At 55.2% G+C, this 21757-nt stretch carries 25 protein-coding genes; 15 read left to right on the forward strand and 10 right to left on the reverse strand.

Features of this window, described 5'->3' with window-relative positions; genetic code table 11:
* The first annotated feature begins 279 nt into the window (after positions 1-279).
* The gene (locus AB1287_RS00005; RefSeq protein ID WP_435616511.1) at positions 280-600 is read left to right on the forward strand and encodes a helix-turn-helix domain-containing protein; all 321 of its coding nucleotides are present in this window, start codon (positions 280-282) and stop codon (positions 598-600) included.
* A gap of 48 nt (positions 601-648) precedes the next feature.
* Here AB1287_RS00005 and AB1287_RS00010 read toward each other — a convergent pair whose 3' ends face one another.
* On the reverse strand, positions 649-1587 hold the full coding sequence (locus AB1287_RS00010; protein WP_435616512.1) for a glycosyltransferase: 939 nt from the start codon (positions 1585-1587) through the stop codon (positions 649-651).
* Between the two features lie 638 nt (positions 1588-2225).
* Here AB1287_RS00010 and AB1287_RS00015 point away from each other — a divergent pair.
* The 3 genes from AB1287_RS00015 to AB1287_RS00025 are packed head-to-tail and all read left to right on the forward strand — an operon-like array spanning position 2226 to position 3478.
* Positions 2226-2738: a DUF2778 domain-containing protein gene (locus AB1287_RS00015; RefSeq protein WP_435616513.1), complete on the forward strand. Its 513-nt coding sequence runs from the start codon at positions 2226-2228 to the stop codon at positions 2736-2738.
* Positions 2716-2985, forward strand: coding sequence for a hypothetical protein (locus AB1287_RS00020; protein ID WP_435616514.1), 270 nt, complete (start codon positions 2716-2718; stop codon positions 2983-2985). The genes AB1287_RS00015 and AB1287_RS00020 overlap by 23 nt, the downstream gene beginning before the upstream one ends.
* Position 2986: 1 nt before the next feature.
* The gene (locus AB1287_RS00025; protein WP_435616515.1) at positions 2987-3478 is read left to right on the forward strand and encodes an Hcp family type VI secretion system effector; all 492 of its coding nucleotides are present in this window, start codon (positions 2987-2989) and stop codon (positions 3476-3478) included.
* 116 nt (positions 3479-3594) lie between these two features.
* On the opposite strand, the gene AB1287_RS00030 is transcribed toward AB1287_RS00025, so the two are convergent.
* Positions 3595-3888, reverse strand: a complete 294-nt coding sequence (locus AB1287_RS00030) for a PAAR domain-containing protein (RefSeq protein ID WP_435616516.1) — start codon at positions 3886-3888, stop codon at positions 3595-3597.
* A gap of 267 nt (positions 3889-4155) precedes the next feature.
* Entirely contained in the window at positions 4156-4413 is a 258-nt protein-coding gene (locus tag AB1287_RS00035) for a hypothetical protein (RefSeq protein WP_435616517.1), read from the reverse strand.
* Between the two features lie 159 nt (positions 4414-4572).
* Here AB1287_RS00035 and AB1287_RS00040 point away from each other — a divergent pair, with 159 nt between their 5' ends.
* Positions 4573-5562, forward strand: coding sequence for a lysozyme inhibitor LprI family protein (locus tag AB1287_RS00040; protein WP_435616518.1), 990 nt, complete (start codon positions 4573-4575; stop codon positions 5560-5562).
* A gap of 180 nt (positions 5563-5742) precedes the next feature.
* On the opposite strand, the gene AB1287_RS00045 is transcribed toward AB1287_RS00040, so the two are convergent.
* The 7 genes from AB1287_RS00045 to AB1287_RS00075 are packed head-to-tail and all read right to left on the reverse strand — an operon-like array spanning position 5743 to position 11932.
* The gene (locus AB1287_RS00045; RefSeq protein WP_435616519.1) at positions 5743-7839 is read right to left on the reverse strand and encodes a flagellar biosynthesis protein FlhA; all 2097 of its coding nucleotides are present in this window, start codon (positions 7837-7839) and stop codon (positions 5743-5745) included.
* Positions 7826-8962 carry a flagellar biosynthesis protein FlhB gene (flhB, locus tag AB1287_RS00050; RefSeq protein WP_435616520.1) on the reverse strand — a complete coding sequence of 379 codons (1137 nt, stop codon included), beginning with the start codon at positions 8960-8962 and terminating at the stop codon, positions 7826-7828. The genes AB1287_RS00045 and flhB overlap by 14 nt, the downstream gene beginning before the upstream one ends.
* Positions 8962-9735 (reverse strand): flagellar biosynthetic protein FliR, encoded by a 774-nt coding sequence (fliR, locus tag AB1287_RS00055; protein ID WP_435616521.1) that lies wholly within the window; start codon positions 9733-9735, stop codon positions 8962-8964. Before fliR ends, flhB begins: the two co-directional genes overlap by 1 nt.
* 5 nt (positions 9736-9740) lie before the next feature.
* A complete protein-coding gene (fliQ, locus tag AB1287_RS00060; protein WP_435616522.1) occupies positions 9741-10013 on the reverse strand; it encodes a flagellar biosynthesis protein FliQ in 273 nt (90 codons plus the stop codon).
* A 2-nt stretch (positions 10014-10015) separates the two neighbouring features.
* Positions 10016-10771, reverse strand: coding sequence for a flagellar type III secretion system pore protein FliP (gene fliP, locus AB1287_RS00065; RefSeq protein WP_435616523.1), 756 nt, complete (start codon positions 10769-10771; stop codon positions 10016-10018).
* Positions 10768-11166 (reverse strand): flagellar motor switch protein FliN, encoded by a 399-nt coding sequence (gene fliN, locus AB1287_RS00070; protein WP_436799807.1) that lies wholly within the window; start codon positions 11164-11166, stop codon positions 10768-10770. The genes fliP and fliN overlap by 4 nt, the downstream gene beginning before the upstream one ends.
* On the reverse strand, positions 11159-11932 hold the full coding sequence (locus tag AB1287_RS00075) for a FliM/FliN family flagellar motor switch protein (protein WP_435616524.1): 774 nt from the start codon (positions 11930-11932) through the stop codon (positions 11159-11161). Before AB1287_RS00075 ends, fliN begins: the two co-directional genes overlap by 8 nt.
* A gap of 33 nt (positions 11933-11965) precedes the next feature.
* Between AB1287_RS00075 and AB1287_RS00080 the strand changes: the two genes are divergently transcribed.
* The 10 genes from AB1287_RS00080 to AB1287_RS00125 all read left to right on the forward strand — a co-directional run bounded on the left by AB1287_RS00080 (position 11966) and on the right by AB1287_RS00125 (position 21578).
* The gene (locus AB1287_RS00080) at positions 11966-12202 is read left to right on the forward strand and encodes a hypothetical protein (RefSeq protein WP_435616525.1); all 237 of its coding nucleotides are present in this window, start codon (positions 11966-11968) and stop codon (positions 12200-12202) included.
* Between the two features lie 353 nt (positions 12203-12555).
* Complete coding sequence (locus AB1287_RS00085) at positions 12556-13590, forward strand: sigma-54 interaction domain-containing protein (RefSeq protein WP_435616526.1); 1035 nt, start codon at positions 12556-12558, stop codon at positions 13588-13590.
* Positions 13591-13610: 20 nt separating this feature from the next.
* Positions 13611-13970 carry a flagellar hook-basal body complex protein FliE gene (locus AB1287_RS00090; RefSeq protein WP_435616527.1) on the forward strand — a complete coding sequence of 120 codons (360 nt, stop codon included), beginning with the start codon at positions 13611-13613 and terminating at the stop codon, positions 13968-13970.
* A gap of 10 nt (positions 13971-13980) precedes the next feature.
* On the forward strand, positions 13981-15666 hold the full coding sequence (gene fliF / locus AB1287_RS00095) for a flagellar basal-body MS-ring/collar protein FliF (RefSeq protein ID WP_435616528.1): 1686 nt from the start codon (positions 13981-13983) through the stop codon (positions 15664-15666).
* Positions 15635-16666 (forward strand): flagellar motor switch protein FliG, encoded by a 1032-nt coding sequence (locus tag AB1287_RS00100; protein ID WP_435616529.1) that lies wholly within the window; start codon positions 15635-15637, stop codon positions 16664-16666. The genes fliF and AB1287_RS00100 overlap by 32 nt, the downstream gene beginning before the upstream one ends.
* 2 nt (positions 16667-16668) lie before the next feature.
* On the forward strand, positions 16669-17427 hold the full coding sequence (gene fliH, locus AB1287_RS00105; RefSeq protein ID WP_435616530.1) for a flagellar assembly protein FliH: 759 nt from the start codon (positions 16669-16671) through the stop codon (positions 17425-17427).
* Positions 17414-18733 carry a flagellar protein export ATPase FliI gene (gene fliI, locus AB1287_RS00110; RefSeq protein ID WP_435616531.1) on the forward strand — a complete coding sequence of 440 codons (1320 nt, stop codon included), beginning with the start codon at positions 17414-17416 and terminating at the stop codon, positions 18731-18733. The genes fliH and fliI overlap by 14 nt, the downstream gene beginning before the upstream one ends.
* Before the next feature lie 5 nt (positions 18734-18738).
* Positions 18739-19179, forward strand: a complete 441-nt coding sequence (fliJ, locus tag AB1287_RS00115; protein WP_435616532.1) for a flagellar export protein FliJ — start codon at positions 18739-18741, stop codon at positions 19177-19179.
* Between the two features lie 5 nt (positions 19180-19184).
* A complete protein-coding gene (locus AB1287_RS00120) occupies positions 19185-20621 on the forward strand; it encodes a glycosyltransferase family 2 protein (protein ID WP_435616533.1) in 1437 nt (478 codons plus the stop codon).
* 18 nt (positions 20622-20639) lie between these two features.
* The gene (locus tag AB1287_RS00125) at positions 20640-21578 is read left to right on the forward strand and encodes a hypothetical protein (RefSeq protein ID WP_435616534.1); all 939 of its coding nucleotides are present in this window, start codon (positions 20640-20642) and stop codon (positions 21576-21578) included.
* The last annotated feature ends 179 nt before the right edge of the window (positions 21579-21757 follow it).

The raw sequence follows: 21757 nt of genomic DNA on the forward strand, positions 1-21757 counted from the left end.
AACCAGTATTATCAACGGCTCAGAAGTGTCTAGATTATCCGTGGCGATTCAGTTCATGATTCCCTCCAGTCGACAAAAAGTAAGATAGTGAAGTAACAATAAAATGCTACGAGATTCGTAGCTTTATGGCTAGATCCTTAGCTACGAATTTCGTAGTTTTGCGATCTGCCTTGGATCTCCAATGAAAGCTTATGTAACAGGCGCTTATTGGAAACTGAGATTTTCTCGCTACGTTTCTCGTAGTATCGGAAAGCCGTAAAAGCTACGACTATCGTAGCCATGAACGAATCCACTACTTATCAGAAGATTTTTTGCGAGCGGCTCAAGTTTGCGCGTCTGGCAAAGGGCTTATCACAGAAGAAGCTCGGCATTTTGGCCGGGATAGATGAATTCGTCGCCAGCGCGCGAATCAATCGCTATGAGCAGGGCGTTCATCAAGCAAGTATCGACGTCGTTCATCAACTAGCGAAAGCCCTGGACGTGCCGCCTGCCTATTTCTATACCGACGATGAGGATCTGGCGCTGCTGCTGTTTAAGTGGAACCGAATCGGTTCTGATGGCAGAAAGGCTTTAGTGGAGTCGGTTAGATCGCTGGATTAAGTATTTGATTGTTTTTCGATCCCGTCAGGTTGGCGACACCAAAGCACATCAAAACAGCTTCCCCACCACCTTAATAAAGAAAAACACATCGCTGAAACTGCTTATCCCTCTGAACAAACGGCCAAACGAAACATCCGCTTTAAAGCGGGCTTTCACGCCTGACTTATCCTGCACGCGGTTACGATACAGCCCCAAAAAATGTCGGGCCTCAACCAGCGCGTGCCGATACAAAAACACCCTTATTTTGTTGTTCTGCTCCAGTTCCGCCAGCCGAACGATCTCCGCAATCACCTCAACGTAGCTCACCGCCCGGACGTCGTAGTAATCCGGCCGGTGCGTGATAGAGGCGGTGTTGCTGACATAGATATAATCCTTAACGTCCACTATGCAGAACCGGCCGTTGCTCGCCGCGAGGTGAACCGTCCACAGAATGTCTTTATGGCTTTTGCCGGCCTGGAAACGCAGCAAATGCTGTCTGATGTAGGATGACCTGACCATCTGCAGCCACAGGTAATGCGGCCATTCGCGATGGAGAACGCAGTGTCTGATCCACTCATGCCCCGACAGCGTTTCCCCACAGGGCTGCTTCCGGTGAATCGCCTTTCGACGATGCTCAGCGCCAGAATGCCAGCCGTTAAAGATCGCCACGTCGGCCTGCGCTGCGGTTGCTGCCTGCCATCGCTTTTCAATGAACCCGTCGGCGATATCATCATCGGCATCAAGGAAAATCACCCATTCACCCTGATGAATGGCTAAAGCCGCATTGCGGGCAGCGTAGACGCCCTGATTAGGCTGCCCGATGAGGAGCAGCCGCTCATCCTGGATTTGGCGAATAACGCCCGCGGTATCATCGGTGGAACCGTCATCGACAACGATAAGTTCAACAGAGACGCGGGTTTCGCAGAGGAGTTTATTGACCAGGCTACCAATGGTCGCAGCGGCGTTGAAGGCAGGGATAATGACGCTAACGTCGATGTGATTCTTCATATCGGGCTACGATTTCCCTTCATGGTTATCTGTGCGGCGTCCGCTGGGGATAATGCGTTTTTCCCTGATTTCCCGGTCATTCTCAAATAAGCACTCGTCGCAGAATTCTTTATCGAGGGCGAACCACCGCTCAAGGACGCTTCTTTTTTTATTGCATCGTGCACATCTCTTCATCTTTCTGCGCCTTTATGACCTCGAGATTTGGATTATCTGGAAAATGGACGCAGCAAGCCCCGGCTGGATAACCAACCGTAATCAAAGGCTTTTTTTTGCGAGCGTTGAAGGATAAGGATAACCAGCCAGGGCATACGAAAGATAATTGATTTTATAGATCGTTTTATCGAAATCGATCGACTATACCGATCAAAATTGGCGTGATGACGTAACAGGCCGTCGAGGGCTTGCCTCACCCGAAGGAGGGGCGGCGTTTGGCGGAATGGCATGGCCTGGAATATACGTCTGGAGATGAGGCGGGAATATTGCTCAGAGGGATAAGCACCGCACGTTGTCTTACCACCAACGGGCTTTATGGTTTCTATTGCCTAAAATCAGAAATTTCTTTGAAGATATCTTTCCTTTATTTGGTTGCGTAGGTGTACGATTAATGATCAATACCTATGTAAACTAAAGGGTTACTGATGGCGCTACAGGGAAAGTTAATTTTAAACGGTGCTGATTACGTACCGCTTACCTTTGCTGGGATAGGTGTGTTCATGGCGTTCTCTGGCAATGGAGTTTATAAGAACAAGGGCGCGTGTGGGATGATAATCAATGACGGCCCACTCCCACCTGGGAAGTATTACATCGTAGACAGGCCAGCCGGAAGCAAGTTAAACCAGGTCCGAGCTTGGGGCATTGACTTAGTTAAAAGCACCTTCATATATCATGTCGATCATTCAGAATGGTTCGCCCTGTTCCGGGCTGACGGGATGATTGACGACACCACATTCTACAAGGGTATTTCCAGAGGTAGTTTTAGACTCCATCCAGGACAAGTCTCAGACGGTTGCATAACCCTTGCCCACCAATCAGACTTCAACAGACTGCGCGACGCTCTATTAAGGACGAAGAAAGAGAAAGTACCGGGCAAAAATTTAGACTCATACGGCACGATTGAGGTAATAGCGAATGGCTCGAACACTTGCCCGTAGGTTAGCAAAGGTTGTCTACTTCCTGTTGATTCTGCTGGTCATTGGGCGTTCCTTGGGCGATCCGTATTTATGGGTTAATCATGACTTTGGCTATTGGGTTGTACACCTATTTTATGGTGACAACGACGCAGGAGTCGAGAATATAGAAGATGTGTTTTTCTATATCGCCTTCCTTACCGAGATCGCGGCAGCAACAGCAATTTATCTCATCACTATGAAGTTGATACGAAAAATAAGGAGCAAGTAAAATGCCAATCCCCCCGTATATGTGGCTTAAAGACGATGGCGGAGCAGACATAAAGGGATCTGTTGACGTTCAGGATCGTGACGGCAGCATTGAGATCATCGGACTGAGCCACGGAATGAACCTACCTGTAGACAATGCCAACGGTAAAATTACTGGTACACGTCAACATTCATCAATGATGATTGAAAAGGAAGTTGATAGTTCTACCCCGTATCTTTATAAGGCTGCTGCAACTGGTCAGACACTGAAGAGTGCAGAGATCCGTTTCTACCACATCAACGACGCAGGCCAGGAGGTCGCTTATTACTCTGTGCTAATGGAGAACGTGAAGATCACAGGTGTTAACTGTGGTGTTCCTAACTGCAAACTTGCTGCCAATGACAAAATGAACCATATGGAATCAGTAGCGATGCAGTACGAGAAAATCACCTGGAAGATTCACGACGGGAATATTCAGTACACAGATGCATGGAACGAGCGACCAACCGCATAACAAGGCCTGTTAGGGGGAACGTTACGGTTCATCTTGATTCCGATTCCGGCATTTGAAGCCGGGGAATTAAGACCGGATAACGCGAGAGGGGGCGTAGTGTCCTTTTTTACTTTTCGTTATCCCTCCTCATCGCATCCCGTACAATTTCCTCGCAAGCATGAGCGGGGGAATTTGATGCACAAAGGGGTATACAACAACGGAAAACATCGGGGCGGCTCGGATATTTGGCGATCTCCGTTGCCACTATTCAGGTGGCCGAATTCAGTAAACTCCTTCACTTTGCCGCAGGTTACCGGGTCGCCTTCTTTCGCGATCGGTTTACCGAAAGCAACACCCAGAGCGGAGCCGACAACTATTCTGCCTCCGCATGTTGTCCTGTCTCCCTGACAAAGCACTATTCCTTTCGCCATAAATCCCTCTACTTGTTACAAAAACAACCGCATCGGTCATTTTACAAGCAATAACCTTATGCGCAACAAGCATCAGACTTAAGCGAAATTTACTTTTTATTCTAAAAAAGAATATGGCAAGGTCGGCCGACCGCCGGATATTAAAAAAGTATTAATACTATGAATGTATATAACCACTAACAATATTCACGACAGCCCGGATACTCCCTGAACCGTGCTGAAGCTAAATCTTTTCTAATAATAAGAAACCAAAACGCAAAATATTATTTACAAATTCACTTCATTCTTTAAATCATATTCCACCAGCTGCCAGTTCACTGGCTTACCGGCATGGTACGGCATATTCTCTCCTTTTTTCACATTCACGATTAAGGTTACGGCGGGGTTCGCCACCTGCCAGTAGCCGCTCTGGGGGCAGAGATGGCCGCTGACGCGTTCTGTACCTAACGGCTTACGGCTCATTTCGCTTTGTGAGGTTTGTAATAAGGTTGTGGTAAACATGTAATTGCTGCTATCGATTTTCATACGCTTAGTTTCCAATTCGCACATGCTTAGATATTCAGCGACACATAATTACGGTGACTTAACACTGGGAATAATTATTTACATGGTGAATGAATTATATTGCATTCATAGAATAATTTAGCCAGAATAGCCGCCCTTACTGGCTAAAGAATATACAATATGCTGTCTCGTCTGCTCAACTGTCTGATTATCCTCACGGTATTATTCGGGGCCAGCGCCTATGCGGTTAACTGCCAGCGCGCGGCCACTCCGTTAGAAAACACCATCTGTAATAATGACAATCTGCACTGGCTCGACAGTACATTGACCATTATCTATCGCTCGATGCTGGTAAAGGACGATTCGGCAAAGGTGCACCAACAGTATGAAACCTGGGAGAAATCTCTCGATAGATGCACCTCGGATGCCTGCATCGAACGCGCTTATTACGAAGGCATCAGCCTGCTGTCGGACGTCGCGCCGGATTTTAAATGGGAAGGCAACTGGTGGAACATGAGCGCGCCGAACATGAGCGGCGGCACGCTCCAGCTCAGCCGCAGCGCGGAGTGGTCGGTCAACACCGATATCCGCGTGTGGGCGGGCCTCAACCACGACGAATATACCGCCGAGGCGCGCAAGGTGTACGGCATGGCGCTGGTCGATAAAATCGGCGACACCAGTAACTGCAAGCTGCTGCTCATCCCTCGCCGCAGCGGTGCGCTACAAATCTTCAGCAATGCCGACTGGGGTTGCCGTCTGTCGATGCCGGGCGGCGGATTTATCGACGGCCGATATCTGCGTGCGGAAAGCGACCCACGCCCGAAAGCCACGCTGCTGACGCTGGGTATTCTGCGCGATGAGAAGATGGATAAGCGCTTCCGCGAGCTGGTTGGCAAGGAGTATCAGGCCTTTGTGGATACCGCCAACGTCTATATTTATCAGGACGATCTCGACAACATCGGTGCCAGCGTCATCGGGATGTGGGTGCGTGGCGCGGCTAACAGCAAGAATGCGATCGTGATGTACACCGATACGGCCATCTGGGCCGCGCGTATTGATACGGACAAAAACGGCAAACCGCAGCTGCACTACTACAGCACCGGGGGCAATGACGTGCGCAGCATGCCGCGTACGCTGATCAGCTGGCGGCTACGCTTCTTCGATCGTTAAGATTTTTGCTTGGAATTGCCGGGTGTCGCTCTGCTTACCCGGCTTACGGGCTGATGGATTTTTTGTCGGGTGGTATTCTGCTTACCCGATTTACAAGTAGATATGTGTTGTAGGCCGGGTAAGGCGAAGCCGCCACCCGGCATAACCCGGCGAACATGCGCTGCCGGGCATTATCCCTTCTTAAGCTAACGTTCCCACCACGTTCAAATCCGCATCATCCGGCACTTCATTGTAAGAGAGCACGTGCAGGCCGCGCGCAAACAGGCGACCATAGCGGGAAATCACCGGGCGCAGCTGCGGGGCGACCAGCAGCAGCGGCGGCAGGTTTTTCGCCTTCATCTGCTCGTAAATCATCGGCATGGTCTGCTGCAGCTGAGTCAGAATGTTCGGGTCCACCGGGAAGCTGTCCAGTGCCACTTTGCTCGCCTGCTGCGACTGGTTCAGCGCGCTCAGCAGCATATTCTCCAGCGCGTTATCCATCGTATAAACCGACAACTGCTTCCGGTCGCCGTTGATGTTGTGCATGATTGCCCGGCGCAGCGCGTAGCGCACGTCTGAGGTCAGCAGCATCGGATCTTTGGTGACGGTCGCGCTCTCCAGCAGCGTGGAGGCAATTGTCACAATATCCTTCAACGATACCTGCTCAAGCAGCAGCTGACGATAAATACGCAGCAGCTGACTGAAGTTCAGGGCCGCGCCCAGGTCTTCGGCAAGCTTAGGCGACTGCTGCGCCAGACGTGCATGCAGATGCGTGATGTCGTCATAGTTGAACAGGTCCGGCAGGTTCTCGCGCGCCACTTTATTGACGTGGGTTGCCACCACGCTGGCGCAATCTACCACCTGGTAACCAAGGTTCAGCGCTTTTGCTTTCTGATCCGGGTCAATCCACACGATCGCCATCCCGTAGGCCGGATCGGTATCCAGAATGCCGTCGATCTCGCCGTACAGCTCCGTGCCCGGAATTGCCATCAGCTTGTCGGCCTGCACTTCGCCAAGCGAGGCGCGAATGCCGTTGATGTGGATAGCGTACTGCGCGGGCTTCAGGCGGAAGTTCTCGCGGATGCGGATCTCCGGCAGCAATACGCCGCAGTGTTCCGATATTACCTGACGCACGCCGCGCACACGCTGGGAAAGCGGGCTGCCTTTGGCCTCATCCACCAGGCCTACCAGCTTGTAGCCGAGGTTCAGGCCAATCGGCTCCACCAGCGGAATGTTATCCCAGGTGATGGTCGGCGTGCTGTCCACCGCCAGCACCTCCTGGATCGCCTCCATGTCCGTCTCTTCCTGCGGCGGCTGCACCACTTTGCTCTGTCGCCAGGCGGCAAACAGCAGCAGGCCGGTAAAGCTCAGGAACGCGATGTGCGGCATGCCCGGCACCACGGCGAGGATAAACATCACGAAGGCGGCGGTGTAGAGCACCTTAGGCTTCGACAGCAGCTGCGTTTTGATCTCATCGCTGACGTCGTTGCCTTCGCTGACGCGGGTGACGATGATTGCCGCGGCGGTTGCCAGCAGCAGGGAAGGGATCTGTGCGACCAGGCCGTCACCGATGGTCAGCAGAACGTACTGGCGGAACGCATGGCTGGCATCGAGATCGTATTTAAAGATCCCGATGCAGATCCCGCCGATGACGTTGATGATAAGCACCATGATCCCGGCGACGGCATCACCACGAACGAACTTCGAGGCCCCGTCCATCGCACCGTAGAAGTCGGCCTCTTTGCCCACTTCCATACGCCGCGTGCGTGCCTGCTGCTGGTTGATGAGCCCGGCGTTCATGTCGGCGTCAATCGCCATCTGTTTACCCGGTAGGGCGTCGAGGGTAAAGCGGGCGGAGACTTCAGAAATACGCTCTGCCCCTTTGGTGACCACCACGAAGTTGATGATCATCAGGATGATAAACACCACGAAGCCGACGACGAAATCGCCGCCGATCACCACCTGGCCAAACGCTTCAATGACCTTACCGGCAGCCCCTTCACCTTCATGACCATGCAGCAATACCACACGGGTAGAGGCGACGTTCAGGGTCAGACGCATCAGGGTGGTGATGAGCAGCAGCGTCGGGAAGATGGCAAAGTCCAGCGGACGCTGCATGTTCACCGCCACCAGCAGCACGATGACCGCCAGAACAATGTTGAAGGTGAAAAGAATATCCAGCATCAGCGGCGACAACGGCAGGATAACCATCGCCAGCACGCACAAAAGCAGGATCGGTACGCCGATCTGCCCCTTGCGCAGCACGCCGAGTGCGTTGTGCAATTTACTGTTCGCCATGGGCGTTTAATACCTCTTGCGGAATGTTGATGTGCCTGTTCAGGCGGGGTTTTTGTTCGAGGGTGCCGCTGCGCCACGATTTAAGCTGCATTACGTAGGTCAGCACGTGGGCGATGGAGCGAAACAGCGGCGCCGGAATCTGTTGATTAACGCGGGTGGTGTAATACACGGCGCGAGCCAGAGGCGGAAACTCCACGACCTCAACCTTATGCTTCTGCGCCACTTCCCTGATCCACAGCGCGACATCGTCGACGCCTTTTGCCACGATGTACGGCGCTTCGGCGCGTTTAGGGTCGTATTTGAGCGCCACCGCGTAGTGGGTCGGGTTGGTGATAATCACGTCCGCTTCCGGCACGGTGCGGGTGATCTGCCCCATCGCCATCATGCGCTGGAGCTGGCGAATACGGCCTTTGATCTGCGGGTTACCGTCGTTGTTCTTGTGCTCTTCCTTCACTTCCTGCTTGGTCATGCGCATTTTTTTGGTGAACATGAATTTGCTGAGCGGCACGTCAAGCAGGGCGAAAATCACGATAACGGCAACGAAATAGCCGACAACGTGACGGAAAATAGCAAATCCCTGATTAATGGCCTGGACGAGATAAAGCCGTTGCAGGTGCAGCAGCCCGTTCATCGCATCGTGCACCATTACCCACAAAACGGCGAGGATAATCCCGCACTTGAGCAGCATCTTGCCAACGTCAACGTAGTGGCTGGAGGAGAAGATACGTTTGACGCCCGCAATCGGGCTCAGCTTCTTAAAATCGGGCTTGAGCTTATTGGGGGTAAAAATCCAGCCGCCGGGCACCAGGCTTGCAACAATGCAGGCCAGCGGGATCGGGATAAGCGTGGCGGCCATGCGCAAAATCACCCACGCGTTGAGCAGCAAAAAGCGGTTCAGCACGGTCGGGTCATCGAGCTGGCCTGCCATCACGCCCACGGCAGTAAAGGCTTCGCCAATAAGCTGGCGGTAGTAGGGCAGAAAGCCGCCGATAGTGAAGAACGAAGCGACCAGGCCCACCGCCATAGTGAGATCTTTGGAGCGGGGAATATCGCCCTTATCCCGCGCTTTGCGCAGTTTCCCCGCTGTGGGTTTTTCGCTTTTATCGCCGCTGCTTGCCGACATCAGTGCACCCTTACGGCGTCAAACTTCGCCAGAATCTCGTTGGTGAGATTGAGATAGTGATCGGGAATGCTGGTCATCAGCATTGAAATACAGAGCAGGCCAAACAGCATGCTGATTGGAAAGCCGAGCGAGAACAGGTTCAGCGTCGGCGACACGCGGTTCAGCAGACCAAAGCCGCCCTGCACAATCAGCATCACGAAGGTGGTTGGCAGAGCGATAAGCGTTGCCGAAGACATGATCCAGCCCAGGCTCTGCACAATCAGCAGCAGCGTCGGCTGGTTCAGCGCCTGGCCGATGGGCCAGTACGTGAAGCCCTTAAACAGGATGGTCACCAGCAGCAGATGCCCGTCCATAATGAAAAACAGTAGCGCGCAGAAGATGTAGATAATCTGCGAAATCACCGTGGTGGAGCTGCCGTTCACCGGGTCGTTCATCATCGCCATGCCGAGGCCCATGTTCATTGACAAAATATGCCCGGCGGTCTGTAGCGTGACGAACACCAGCTGTAGCGCCATGCCGAACAGAAAGCCCCACAGCAGCTGTTCGCCAATCAGCAGTATTGAGCGCATGGAGAGCAGCCCTTCCAGTACCGGCAAATTCGGCAGCATTGGCGTAATAATGACCGAGAGCGCCAGCGCGGTAGCGATTTTGATGCGGCGGGAAAACGCGCGGTTGTCCAGCACGGGCGCAAACTGCAAAAAGGCCATAATGCGGAAGAAGGGCAGAATCAGCGCCATCAGCGGCGTCAGCAGCGCCTGAATATCCAGTCCCATCGTGATTAACCGACCAGCGCCGCCGCCTGATGGAAGATCTGCACCGTGAAGTCCACCAGTTGGGTTAGCATCCATTTCCCGGCGAAAATCAGCACGCCGAGCGTCACCACCAGACGCGGCAGGAAGCTCAGCGTCTGTTCGTTAATCTGCGTGGTGGCCTGGAAAATACTCACGCACAGGCCGACTATCAGGCTTGGGATAATGGCGACGGCGGAGATCAGCAGCACCAGGTGAATCCCGGTGGCCATGATATCCCCGGCGGTATCCATGTTCATCATGGCTAAAGCCCCTGCACGCTGGCGGTGAGGGTGCCGACAATCAGCGTCCAGCCGTCGCACAGCACGAACAGCATCAGCTTAAACGGCAGCGAGACGATAAGCGGGGAGAGCATCATCATCCCCATTGCCATCAGCACGCTGGCGACAATCAGGTCGATCACGAGGAACGGGATGTAGATCATAAAGCCAATCTGGAAGGCGGTTTTCAGCTCGCTCAGCAGATACGCAGGCGTGACCACCGTCAGGTCCTGCTCGCGCGCGTCGCCCTGTACGCCCGCGATGTTCATCATCTGCTCCATCGCTTTATTGTTGGTCTGCGCCAGCATGTACTTTTTCAGCGGCGTTTCGGCCTTCGCCAGCGCCTGCTTGAGGGTGATTTCATCGTTCTGGAAGGGCACCACCGCATCGCTGTAAATCGTCGTCCATACCGGGCGCATCACCAGCAGCGTCAGCGCCAGCGCGATGCCGGTGAGAATTTTGTTCGGTGGGCTCTGCTGCAGGCCCAGGGCCTGGCGTAAAATCGCCAGCACGATGATAAAGCGGGTAAAGCAGGTCATCATCAGCACCATGATCGGCAGCAGGCCGAGCAGGGTCATCAGGATCAGGATTTCAATTTTAACGTTGTAATCCTGCCCGCTGGCGGTTGCCGCGGTGCTGAACAGCGTCACGTCGCCGTTTGCCGCCAGCAGGGATGGCGAAAACGTCAGGCCGAGAAGGGCAAGCGCCAGCAGCACTCGCCGTGAAAGCAGGCGTTTCATCGCGTGAGTTCGCCCAGCTCTTTCGCATTGAATTCGATAATGCGCAGGCCGTACTTGTCGTTGAGTACCACCACTTCCGCCTTGCCGAACAGAATGCCGTTGACCTTGATGTCCAGCGGTTCACCGGCCATTTTGTCCAGCTCCACCACCGAATCGCTGTTCACCGACATCAGGTCGGCAAGCGAAATATCAACCGACGCCACTTCCAGCGTCAGGGTGACGGGAATACGGCTGAACAGCGCCATTTTGCGCAGATCGGTCATGGCCGTTTCGCGAATTTCCGGCTGCAAATCCATGCGGATATTGCCTTCCACCGTCTCTTCCTGGGGCATATCGCCGAGGTTTAAATCGTCCAGATCGAAGTTCTGGCCCAGTTCGTATTGCACATCACTCATAGGTCTTCTCGGTGGTTTTGTCGTGGATATCGCACAGGAACAGTCTGCCGCGATCTTCAGCGATAGCGGCCTCAAAAATCTGTTCTTTGCCGATAAAAACGGGTAAAGGGTCGTTGATGGTTACCGGGATAATATCGCCGGGCTTAATGTCAGTGAGCTGGGCCACCGTCAGGTTAAGGTTCACCATACGTCCGTTCAGCTTCAGCGGCAGACTGTCGAACAGACGTTCAATCTGCGCTGGGCTTAACGAGGTGCTTTTGCCCGCGCCGTCTTTGCCGTGGTTTGGTGTGCGCAGGGTGGCGAGCATCTGATCGACATGATGATGATCGAGCAGGATAGTGAACGTGCCGAAGTCGTAGCCTTCGAGGGTAAAGGTCACGCACCACGCCCACCGGCTGATGACCGCAGAATAGTCATTCTTAATCTCGAGGTTTTCGCCAAATGTCTCTTTATTAATAATCAGCCAGGTCAGCTCCTGGCCGAGCTTATTCTTCAGGCGCTCTTCTGTTTTCGTGACCGGCTGCTTGTCATTGAGTTCTATCTGACTACTGTCTTTGCTCAGGCCATAATAATCATGAAGAATATTGAGCAGTAAAATCCGATCGATAACAAAAGCAATGTTGCCGTAGCGGGTGGAGAAGATCAGCGGATTTTTATAATTCTGATCGATGGCAAAGGTCATGGATTTCAGCGCAGCATTGACCCGCAGTTTTTTCAGGAAATAAATGCTCAGGCGCGCGTCAAGAATGTCAAAGCTGTCATTCATAAGCTTTGGCAGTCGATGCCAGGGGCGGCCAAGTTGGCTGGTCTCGAGTTTAACGAGTTCCGGCAACGTGTCGCGCTGATGGATTCTGATTCGCTGTGGAGCAGGATTCATGATTATTCCGGGTTACCAAATAGTGCCGACTACTCACCGCCCAAATCAGGTTGGGGGGTGAAGAAAAAATTTTTCTGGATGCATTTGAGTTTTCGAATTTTTCGTCGCTTTGGTTTAAAGCGCGCTCACTTCTCTTTATCAGGGGAAGAACTCAGCTAACATTGTCAGGATGAGGATTAGACAGTTTCCCTTCTTTTATTGCAAGGCTTGTTGAGTTATTAATTCATTATTTTATGGCTTTTGTCTCAATTAATAACTCATGCAACATATTGTATTTTAATGGTTAATGTATTAATACCCATTAAAAACAAGACAATTCTTATATCTTCCGTATACTGCGCTCATGGTTACCGGAAGGCCCCCTCAATTTTCTTATTTAATATAAATATGAAATACAGATATGGCGCATTTGAAAACGTCATATATGTTGTCTGATGGCTATGATGTCCAGGTAATGTCACCCGTGAAAGCGCCCATGCTTTTATTGTTGTTCTTTTTGTTGGTACCCCACTATGAGCATTATTATTGATCGTGAAGTCGGTAACGATAACGGATTTGTCGCCGTCGCGCCTGCCAGCGTAAATATTTTGTCATTAGCGCGTCGGGTCGCCAGATATAATGTCTCGGTGCTTATCACCGGTGAGACAGGAACAGGAAAAGAGTGCGTTGCAAAATACATTCATGAGAATGCCTGTGGCGATAATTCTCCTTATGTAGGAGTGAACTGTGCGGCTATTCCGGAAAGCATGCTGGAAGCCATTTTATTCGGTTATGAAAAAGGCGCATTCACCGGTGCGGTAGCCAGCGTAGCCGGAAAATTTGAACAGGCAAACGGCGGGACATTATTGCTTGATGAAATCGGAGATATGCCGCTGGCGCTGCAGGCGAAATTATTACGCGTTTTGCAGGAGCAGGAAGTTGAACGTCTGGGCAGCCATAAGCGCATCCCGCTGGATATTCGCTTGATTGCTTCTACTAATAAAGATTTGCAGGTTGAAATTGCCGAAGGGCGCTTTCGCCAGGATCTGTTTTACCGCATCTCTGTCGTGCCAATTCACATCACCCCGCTGCGCGAACGCCGTCAGGACATTCTGCCACTGACCCAGCGCTTTATGGCCAAATACCGGGCATTTCACAAGGGTAACATTCAGCTCAGCGACGACGCTCGCCGGGCGCTGCTCTCCTGGGAGTGGCCTGGCAACGTGCGTGAGCTGGAAAACGTTATTCAGCGTGGGATGATCCTGTGCAACGGCGAAGAGATCAGCGCGGCTGACTTTGGGCTGAGCGAATGCGTATCCGAGCCCACAGCGCAGCAACCTGGCATCATGCCGGCCTACCGCGAGCAGGAAAATGTTGCAAGCCAGGCCATCCAGGACGTGAAGCTTCATGGGCGGCTGGCGCAGTATCAGTACATCATCGATTTGCTCAAACGCCACAAGGGCAACAAATCTAAAACGGCAGCGTTTCTCGGCATTACGCCGCGGGCGCTGCGCTACCGTCTCGCCTCAATGCGTGATGAAGGCATCGATCTCGAATGTTTTTCATGATGCCCGGGAAGGAATAATCCATGGATAAAATTAGCGCCGCAGGCGCCCAGGCAACCCAGCAGGCGCTGCTCGCCAGAATGCAGCAGACCGCGGCGGCGGCCTCCTTCGACGCTGGTCAGGCTATCGCCCCGGCCAACGGTACTTTTGCCACGCTGTCACCCGTCTCTTTTTCACAGGTGCTCAACGGCACCATTGATAACGTGGACGCGCTACAGCACAGCGCAGGCGCTCGTCAGAAAGCGATTGATATGGGTCAGAGCGACGATTTAGCCGGTGCAATGATCGAAAGTCAGAAAGCCAGCGTGGCCTTCTCGGCCATGATGCAGGTGCGTAACAAGCTCACCTCTGCGCTGGACGAAGTGATGAACATCCCGCTCTAAGGTTCCCGTCGTGTTAAATAACATCAAACAACGCCTTCCAGCCCTCACGCTGCCCGCCGGTCTGCGCAAAATGCCTGTGCTCGCCGCAATCGGCGGCGTGGTGCTGGCGGTGGCTATTGTCCTCTCCCTATGGAACCACAACCAGGGCTACGTCGCGCTGTACGGCGCTCAGGAGCAGATCCCTGTCGCTCAGGTGGTGGAAGTGCTGGGTGCGGAAAATATTCCCTATCGTATCGATCCGAACAACGGCCAGATTCTGGTCACCGACGGCAAGCTCTCCCAGGCCCGTATGGCGCTGGCGGCGAAAGGCATCAGCGCCATCTCCCCGGACGGTTATGAGCTGATGGACAAAGAAGAGATGCTTGGCAGCAGCCAGTTCATCCAGAACGTGCGCTACAAGCGCAGCCTGGAAGGGGAGCTGGCGAAAAGCATTATGGCCCTGGATCCGGTCGAAAACGCCCGTGTTCATCTGGGTTTGAGCGAGTCCAGCTCCTTTGTGATGACCAACAAGCCCAACAGCAGCGCCTCGGTGATGGTGCAGCTGCGCTATGGCCGCAAGCTCGACGAGCAGCAGGTGGCCTCGATTGTGCAGCTGGTAGCAGGCAGCGTGCCGGGTATGACCGCCAGCAGCGTTCGCGTGGTCGATCAGGCCGGGAATTTACTTTCTGACGAACTGATAGGTGCGGATGGCAGCTTTGCCGGGAAGCGCGCGGGCAACGACGTGGTCCAGCGTATCCGGGAAGAAACCCGCAAGAACATCGCCGACCTGCTGACACCGCTGGTGGGTGCAGGTAACTTCCGCGTGAGCGTGGCGCCGAGCGTCGATCTCAGCAGCGTGGAAGAGACGCAGGAGCGCCTTGGCAAAGATCCACGCATCAGCGATGAACAGCTGAGCCAGGAAAACTCAACCAACGAAATGGCCTTTGGCATTCCGGGGTCCCTGAGCAACCGTCCGGTCAATCAGCCACCGGCACCCGCAAATGCGGCGAATGCAACGGCGGCACAGGCGAATCAAACCGCTGCGACTACCAGCGATCCGCGTTCGCTCTCAAGCCGCAGCAGCGAGCAGCGCAAATATGCCTTCGATCGCGACATTCGCCATATCCGCCATCCGGGCTACAAGCTCGAGAAGATGAGCGTGGCGGTGGCGCTGAACCAACAGGCCCCGATGCTTGAAAAAATCACGCCGGAGCAGCTGGCGTCCATCACGCGACTGGTGGAGAGCGCGGCGGGTATTGAAAAAGATCGCGGCGATGCGCTGACCCTCGACGTACTGGCCTTTACTTCGCCGAAAACCGACGGCATGCCGGAGCTACAGTGGTGGCAGGATCCGTCGATGCAGTACTGGGGGCAGAACGGCGGCATTGGTCTGCTGGCGCTGCTGACCCTGCTGTTTGGCGTACGTCCGCTGGTGCAGCGTATTGGGCGCCGCGGCGAGCGCGTGATTGAGAGCGATGCCGGGGACGTTGAACCGGTACTGCTGGAACAGGAGCCGACGGAGGAAGTATCGCTGGAAACAAACCTGGCGAAGGCGTCCCTCATCAACGACGACAACTTACCGCCGCTGGCTTCCGGTCTGGAAACCAAGGTGGAATATCTCCAGGTGCTCGCGCAGAACGAAACCGAGCGCGTGGCCGAAGTGCTGAAACAATGGATCAACAGTAATGAGCGAAGCAATAGCAAACCGGAGCAGTAAGCCTGCCGGTTCAGGCACCAGCCGCCTGGAGCAGGCGGCCATTCTGCTGCTGAGCGTCGGCGAAGACGCAGCCGCCAGCGTCATGCAGAAACTGAACCGCGAAGAGGTGTTACTGCTGAGTGAAACCATGGCGCGCCTGCACGGTGTAAAGGTCAATCAGGCCCGCCAGGCGATGAACAACTTTTTCTCGGACTACCGGGAGCAGAGCGGCATCAACGGTGCTTCCCGTAGCTGGCTGCGTAACATCCTGGAGAAAGCGCTGGGCGGCGAAATTGCCCGCAGCGTGATCAACGGCATTTACGGCGACGAGATCCGCTATCGCATGGCGCGCCTGCAGTGGGTGGATATCCCCCAACTGGCGGCGCTGATCGAGCAGGAACACTTACAGCTCCAGGCGGTATTTCTGGCCTTCCTGCCACCGGACGTCGCCGCCAACGTGCTGAGCGTGCTGCCGGCAGAGCGCCAGGATGAAATCGTCTACCGCATCGCCCGGCTGGACGACATCAACCGCGATGTGATCGATGAGCTGGATCGGCTTATCGATCGCGGCGTGGCGGTGCTCTCCGAGCATGGCTCGAAGGTGCCGGGCATCAAGCACGCGGCCAACATCGTCAACCGTATTCCGAGCAACCAGCAGCAGTTGCTGGATCAGCTGCGCGATCGCGATGAGCGCGTGGTTGAGGAGCTGAAGGATGAGATGTACGAGTTCTACATCCTCAGCCGCCAGACGCCGCAGACCCTGCAGCGCCTGATGGAAGAGATCCCGATCGAAGAGTGGGCGGTGGCGCTCAAGGGTACCGAGCCGGTGCTGCGCCAGGCGATTTTCAACGTCATGCCGAAACGCCAGGTCACGCTGCTGCAAAGCACCACCGCGCGTCTCGGGCCGGTGCCGGTCAGCCGCATTGAGCAGGTGCGCAAAGACATCATGCAGACCGTACGCCAGCTGGCCGAAGAGGCCGAAATTCAGGTGCAGCTGTTCGCTGAACAGACGGTGGAATAACCATGTTTAAGAAACGCAGTCTGCCGCTGGATGCGCTGACGCCGCGCCGCCAGGCGGTGGTAAAACCCCGCCTGCATAAGTTCCCGCCGCTGCGCAAGCGCTGGCAACCCGGCGATGCGCAGCCGCTGGATGAATCGCTGCACACCCTCGATTCGGCGCAGATGCAGCAGCAGCTGAAAGAAGGCTTCCAGGAAGGGCTCAATCGCGGGTTCGCCCAGGGCATGGAAGAAGGCAAAGAGGATGGCTATCAGGAAGGCGCGCGTCTGGGCTTTGAGGACGGCATGCGCAAAGGCATGAGCGAAGGTAAACAGCTCGCCCGCCAGCAGTTCCTTGAGGCCGCCGAACCCTTCGACCGCATCACCGACGAACTACGTCAGTATCTCGACGGCTACGAACAGCGCCGCCGTGAAGAGCTGCTTCAGCTGGTGGAGAAAGTGACCCGCCAGGTGATCCGCTGCGAATTAACGCTTCATCCCACCCAGCTGCTGACGCTGGTGGAAGAGGCGTTGAGCAGCCTGCCACAGCCGCCGGAACAGGTTCGCGTACAGCTTAACGCCGAAGAGTTCCGCCGCATAAGCGAAGCTGAACCGGAGAAAGCGCAGCAGTGGGGGCTAATGGCCGACCCGGCGCTGGCCCCGGGCGAGTGTCGTGTGATAACCGAGTCCACTGAAATGGACATCGGCTGCCAGCACCGTCTCGACCAGTGCGTCAGCGTACTGAAAGAGACGCTGCTGCCGGAAGGACAGCATGAGCTCGCTTGATTTCGAACAGGCGCTGCGCTCAATCGAACAGATTGATCTGGCCCGCGTGGCCGGGCGGCTGGTGCGCGTTAACGGTATCCTGCTCGAATGCGTCGGCTGTCGTCTGGCGGTCGGGCAAATGTGCCAGGTGGAAAGCGCCGATGGCTCGCTGATGGACGCCCAGGTGGTCGGGTTCGATCGCGAAATGACCATGCTGATGCCCTTCAAGCACCCGTCCGGGCTGATTGCCGGGGCGCGCGTCTTCCCTGCCGTGAAAAACGAAAGCGTGATGATTGGCGACCGCTGGCTGGGGCGCGTGGTAAACGGGCTTGGCGAGCCGATTGACGATAAAGGCCGTCTCGGCGGTGACACGCCTTTGGCTACCCAACTGCCGCAGGTGCATCCGCTGCGCCGCCAGCCCGTTGAGGCCCCTCTCGACGTCGGCGTGCGTGCCATTAATGGCCTGCTGACCATCGGCAAGGGCCAGCGCGTCGGACTGATGGCGGGCAGCGGCGTCGGCAAAAGCGTGCTGCTCGGCATGATCACTCGTTATACCCAGGCCGAAGTGGTTGTAGTGGGCCTGATTGGCGAGCGCGGTCGTGAAGTCAAAGAATTTATTGATAACTCGCTGGGCGCGGAAGGGCAGGCGAAATCGGTGATTGTTGCGGCCCCGGCGGACGAGTCACCGCTGATGCGTATCAAGGCGACGGAGCTGTGCCACAGCATCGCCAGCTACTACCGCGACAAGGGCAAAGACGTTCTGCTGCTGGTGGATTCTCTCACCCGTTATGCGATGGCCCAGCGTGAAATTGCGCTCTCTTTGGGCGAGCCTCCGGCAACTAAGGGCTATCCACCGTCGGCGTTCAGCATGATCCCCCGCCTGGTGGAAAGCGCGGGCAATAGCGAAAGCCAGGGATCGATGACCGCCATTTATACCGTGCTGGCCGAAGGGGACGATCAGCAGGATCCGATCGTCGACTGCGCCCGTGCGGTGCTCGACGGCCATATCGTGCTCTCCCGCCATCTGGCAGAGGCCGGGCACTATCCGGCCATTGATATCGGGCAGTCCATCAGCCGCTGCATGAGCCAGGTGACTGCCCGCGAGCATCAGCTCGCCGCCCGAACCCTGAAGCAGCTTTACGCCGAATACCAGAGCATTAAGCCGCTGATCCCTCTTGGTGGCTACGTGGCCGGTGCCGATCCGCTGGCCGATAAAGCGGTACGGCTGGCACCCGCCATTACTCAGTTTTTACAACAGGAAGTGCAGGATGCCGCACTGCTCGGCGGAACCGTCGCCGATCTGCAAGCCCTGGCACAGGCAGGATAATCGCCATGAGCAAACTGATCTCCACCCTCGAACAGCTGCACCGGATGCGCACCCGCGCGGTTGACGATCTGAGCCTGAAGCTGGCCTCGCAAAAGCAGCTGTGTCAGCGCTTTGAGAAGAATATCGCTGCGCTGAGCAACCTTGCTAACGGCATGGAGATGCCTACGGACACCAGCGCTGCGCTGATGTTTAACCAGGCGAGCTACAAGCGAAACATTCAGCGGGTCATTGACTGGCAGAAGCAGGAGCAGGCGCTGGCCGATATTGAGGCCCGGACGATTCAGGGGCATTTGTTGACCGAAGCGAAGCGGGAAAAAAGTCTCGGTATGGTGCTCGACGACAAGCGCGCCGAACGCCAGCGCGACCGCGATCGTCGCGAGCAAAAAATGACCGATGCCGTTTCCGCCCAGTGCTGGCTGCGCCAGCAGATTTTACGCGCACGATAATCACCATGAGCACACCAAAAAATACCTTTCAGTCACGCCAGCAGGGGCTGATGTCATCCCTGATGCAGCGCCAGCAGGCTTCCCGCACGCTGCCGACGCCGTTTATCAGCGTGGTTTGTCCGACCTGGAACCGCCGCGAGTTTTTACCCTATCTGCTCTACATCTGGCAGTACCAGGACTACCCGGCAGACAAGCGCGAGCTGATTATTCTCGACGACTCGGCGCAGAGTAACGCCGATCTGGTGGCAATGCTGGTGGGTGAGGCGGGCAATGTGCGCTACGTTCACAGTGAGGAACGGCTGGCGCTGGGGAAAAAGCGTAATTTGCTCAATGAGATGGCGAAGGGCGAATATATCCTTAGTTTTGACGACGATGACTACTACCCGCCGGACAAGATTTCGTATCAGGTCAGCCAGATGCAGCTGCACAACGCGCGCTTCTCCGGCTGCGATCAGATTTACGTCTGGTACAGTCACTTGGACAAAATCTACCTCACTCATCCCTTTGGGGCGAACCATGCGCTGAACGGCACCTTCGGGCTGCATCGTAACCTGCTCAATAAGCATCGCTACGAAGACGAGGCGACGCTGGGCGAGGAAGGCGCCTTTCTCAAGCAGTTCTCGACGCCGGTACTTCAGGTCGATCCGAAAAAAGCGATCCTCTGCATTTCGCACAGCAGCAACACCTACGACAAAGACTTCATTATGGGCAGCTCCATTCCGGTGGATTTGCGGCTGGAAGATTTCGTTACCGACGACAACCTGCTGGCGCACTATCGCCGCTTAAGCCACGCGCCGCTGAACACGCAGGTGGCCTGGCAGGCGTTCGACAAAATCGCGCTGATTGCCGCTGATGAAGCGACGCTTGCCGAACGCGCTCAGGCGCTCCTGGCGTTTGGCGTTGCCGCGAATCAGCTGATGCCGGTGCTGTCGGTAAAAGGCGATACGCCGGAGCAGACGGAGCTACTGACCCACTGCGAGGTACTGGATGAAGCCAAAGCACAGGGCTTCGCCAATGTGCTGCTGCTCGATGCCGACGTGCAGTTTGTCAAAAAAGAGAACACCGTCAATCAGGTGAACAGGCTGCTCAATGGCCTGGGGCAGATTGACTGGCAGGTGTTACTGCTCGGTGCACGCCATGAACAGTTTGCGCTGACGCAGTCGCTGAAAGGCGTGGCGCGCATCTTTAACGCAGGCTGCGGCTGCGCCTATGCCGTGAACGCCAACTATTACGACACCCTGATGGACGCCTACCGCCAGGGCCTGGAACAGAACGTTTCCCTTGATCGGGTGTGGACGGTGCTGATGCCCCTTGGCCATTTATGGCTGGGCTTCAGCCCGAGCTTTGCTTTCCTGCAACACGCCCGGGATCCCCAGAGCGGAAAATCCCTCGATTGTACCCACTGGTTTTTCCGCAAACCCCTTTTACCCACGGATGCGTAAACGCCCGGAGAGAAACTTATGGAAATGATTGACCATTACCAACCCGACTACGTCGTCCGTTTTAACGCCGACGCCTGTACCTGCCCGGCCTGCCAGAAGGCACCGGAAGGCTGGCCGCACGTCAGCATCGCGCTGAAAAACCAGCAGCGCGAAAGCCTGTATATGGCCTGCGAATCCGCAGCCAAAGCCATCCTCCTCGATCCGGAAGCTTTTACGCTGCACGTTTCGCGTGCGGAGCCTCAGGGCGAACAGGTCCTGTCACCGTGGAATGAAATGCTCAACCAGCAGTGCATCAACCTGGCGGTGCACCCTGCGATGCGCCTGGAAGTGAGCCTTTACGCCATCGGCGTACTGCTCAGCAAAGCACAGCAGTACCACGACAAGGGCGAAACCGATCCGGCGCTGCTGCAGTCCATGGGCGAACAGCTGGCGATGCTTGCGGAGCAGGGCGCACTGGAGCAGCAGTTTAGCGAGCTGCCACCTATCCAGCCTAACTGTCTGAAGGCGCTCAAGGATATGGGGCAGATGCGCCTTAACCTGAATTTGCCAATGGTCGAGAAAATGGGCGTGATGCTGAAGCTCAGCGAGCTGGCGATTATGCCTGCATCGCGTCTGGAAGAGCGCCTGAATGAGCTGACGCTTGCTGAACAGCAGGTTACGCTGTTTATGGAGCAGCCACAGATCATGCGTAATTACCTGATCTATAAGCTCTACCACGACGTGTTCCCGGGCGTGGCGTGCGGCAACTATGGCGAAGCGTATCTGGCGCTTGCCACCGCTTTCTTCCGCATCCGCATGCTGTGTGCCGTGGGCGTGAATAACGAAGGCGTTCTGTCGACGGAAACTGCGCTGGTGCTGATAAGCGCGCTTAGCGCCTGGGAAATGCAGCATCCGGTGACGGCGGAGCAGGACACCACGTCCGATTACAGCCTGCTGTGCGGGCTGTCGCTGCTGTAAATTCACTCCATCTAAAAATACCGCCTTCAGGCGGTATTTTTATTGTCATTCCTAAACCACCTCTTGGGGAGGTGGTGATTGTTCCCGTTGGGCAATAGCCCGAAGAAAATCTATGCGGAAATGTTTCTCCTTACGCCTGGATGCTTCAGAGAGGCTGTGATGTTTTTGCCTGGTAATAC

It is taken from the genome of Scandinavium sp. UTDF21-P1B (assembly GCF_040750395.1).
In the GTDB taxonomy this organism is placed as follows: domain Bacteria; phylum Pseudomonadota; class Gammaproteobacteria; order Enterobacterales; family Enterobacteriaceae; genus Scandinavium.